Source organism: Nguyenibacter vanlangensis, from assembly GCF_013376155.1.
Classification (GTDB): Bacteria; Pseudomonadota; Alphaproteobacteria; order Acetobacterales; family Acetobacteraceae; genus Gluconacetobacter; species Gluconacetobacter vanlangensis.
Genome location: NZ_JABXXP010000592.1, coordinates 1 through 1,738 on the forward strand (window position 1 = coordinate 1; position 1,738 = coordinate 1,738).

The 1,738-nt window shown below is 65.0% G+C and carries 2 protein-coding genes; both read right to left on the bottom strand.

What is annotated here, in order from left to right:
• Positions 1 to 395: 395 nt before the first annotated feature.
• Complete coding sequence (locus HUK84_RS17025; RefSeq protein ID WP_176641328.1) at positions 396 to 1,253, bottom strand: MurR/RpiR family transcriptional regulator; 858 nt, start codon at positions 1,251 to 1,253, stop codon at positions 396 to 398.
• A 238-nt stretch (positions 1,254 to 1,491) separates the two neighbouring features.
• Positions 1,492 to 1,738 (bottom strand): hypothetical protein (locus tag HUK84_RS22930; protein WP_218064435.1); only part of this gene is annotated, 247 nt, incomplete at its 5' end.

A 1,738-nucleotide genomic window follows, 5' to 3' on the forward strand; every position in this document is an offset into this window, starting at 1 on the left:
ACCGCGACCACCCCGCCGTCCGCCACCGGGCGCCGATGATGGCCGGGCTTATGGATGGGCCTCCTGCCGTCGGCCGTCGCGGCCAGGGCCCCCGGCACCATCTCCCCCCCGATCGGCAGGCAGGCCAGTGCCGTCCTCACGGACAGCACCGTCAATAATCCGGCTCGACCTGATCTCATATTCTCTCTCCGGTATATTTCTCATGGCGCTGGATGGCTGGCACGCCCGATGGGTCCGTCTCCGATAGAATGTTATTATATCGTAACAAAATAAGACATGCGGCGGCCGGGGTCCGGTTCTCAGGGCTCCAATTTTCAGGGTCCCAATTCTCAGGGTCGTGAATCGGACCGCGTGTCTATGGCCGCTTCACATGCCGCCGCGCCACGGTCCGGATATCATCCGATTCCATCGATATCCTTCCGCAGCGCCTCGATATTCGCCAGCCGCTCGGCCACGCCCGGTCCCATGGATTGCTCCAGCAGCGACACCAGGCAGTTCGCGACACACAGCGCCGTCGAATAGCTGTCGAAAATCCCCGCGCCATCCACGACGCAGCGCAGCGTCAGGACGGACGGGTTGGGGCTGGCCGGCGCGCCGATATGCGTCAGTTGCAGGACCTTGGCGTTCCGTTCCAGGGCCGCGCGCATAAGCTGCGTCAGCACCGGCGGCCGGCGCCGCATCCCCACGACGACCAGCAGGTCCTCCGCCCCCATCGTCGCGACATCCTCGCCCATCGCCATGCCAAGCTGCGGCAGGACCTGCACATTGTCGTGCAGCAGCGACAATTGCGCCCGCAGATACAGCGCGATCAGCACCGAATTGCGAAAGGCCACGATGCGGATCTTCCGCGCCTCCCGCAGCATCTGTACCGCCGCATGCAGCTTCTCGCCGGAAATCTCGGCCATCGTCCGGCGCAGATTCAGGATTTCATGCTCGGCATACCGCCCCAGGTCGTAATCGACGTCGCCGATCCGGTGGCGGCGCTGCAACGCCACCAGCGGCGACCCCAGCGACGCCTGGTCGCGCGCATGGGTGCGGGCCTGCTGGTAATTCTCATATCCCAGCCGGCGGAAGAAGCGCGCCGCCGTCGGGTTCGACACATTGGCCCGCGCCGCAAGCTCACTTGCGGTAAATCCCGAGAAATTCCCGTCCAGTTCCAGAATCACCGATGCCAGGCGCTGTTCACCGGCCGTCAGCGCGTCATGAATCTGCATGATCCGGGCCCCGATCGAAACATCTGAGTCGTCGTTCATGTGCCTCTCACCGAACGCAGGAGAAGTGAAACATAACCATCATTCCAATTTCAATATGAAAATGATTTTTCATTACGTCCTTGACACGGGGCGGGTGGATGCGGCGCAGTATGGCCGTGCAGCCGCTGGGGCAAGGACTTCGTCATGTCCGTCGATCCTTTTTCCGTCTTCTCCCGACCGGACCGGGCGCCGCCCGCTTTCCGTCCCTTTTCCGCCGGCCGCGCCGCCGCGTCGCGCGTCATGCCCCGCTGGCCTGGATATGCCGCAACGCCCCTCCTGTCACGGCCCCGTCCGGCGGCATGAGCCGCGTCATCATCCTCGCCGTTGCCTGCGACCCGGATCGCTGCGCACGGCACCGGCGGCCCGACATGTATCCGCTGCCCGGCATCGCGGGGACCCGATCATGACGATGACGCAGGATACGGTGGCGCAAGCCATGGCGGCGCACGACGCGGCGCGCCGCGCGGCGCAAGGCGGCGCCCTCG

Bases quoted from the DNA above. Each gene is read 5' to 3' on its own strand.
- HUK84_RS17025 (WP_176641328.1), bottom strand. From the start codon at position 1,253: ATGAACGACGACTCAGATGTTTCGATCGGGGCCCGGATCATGCAGATT.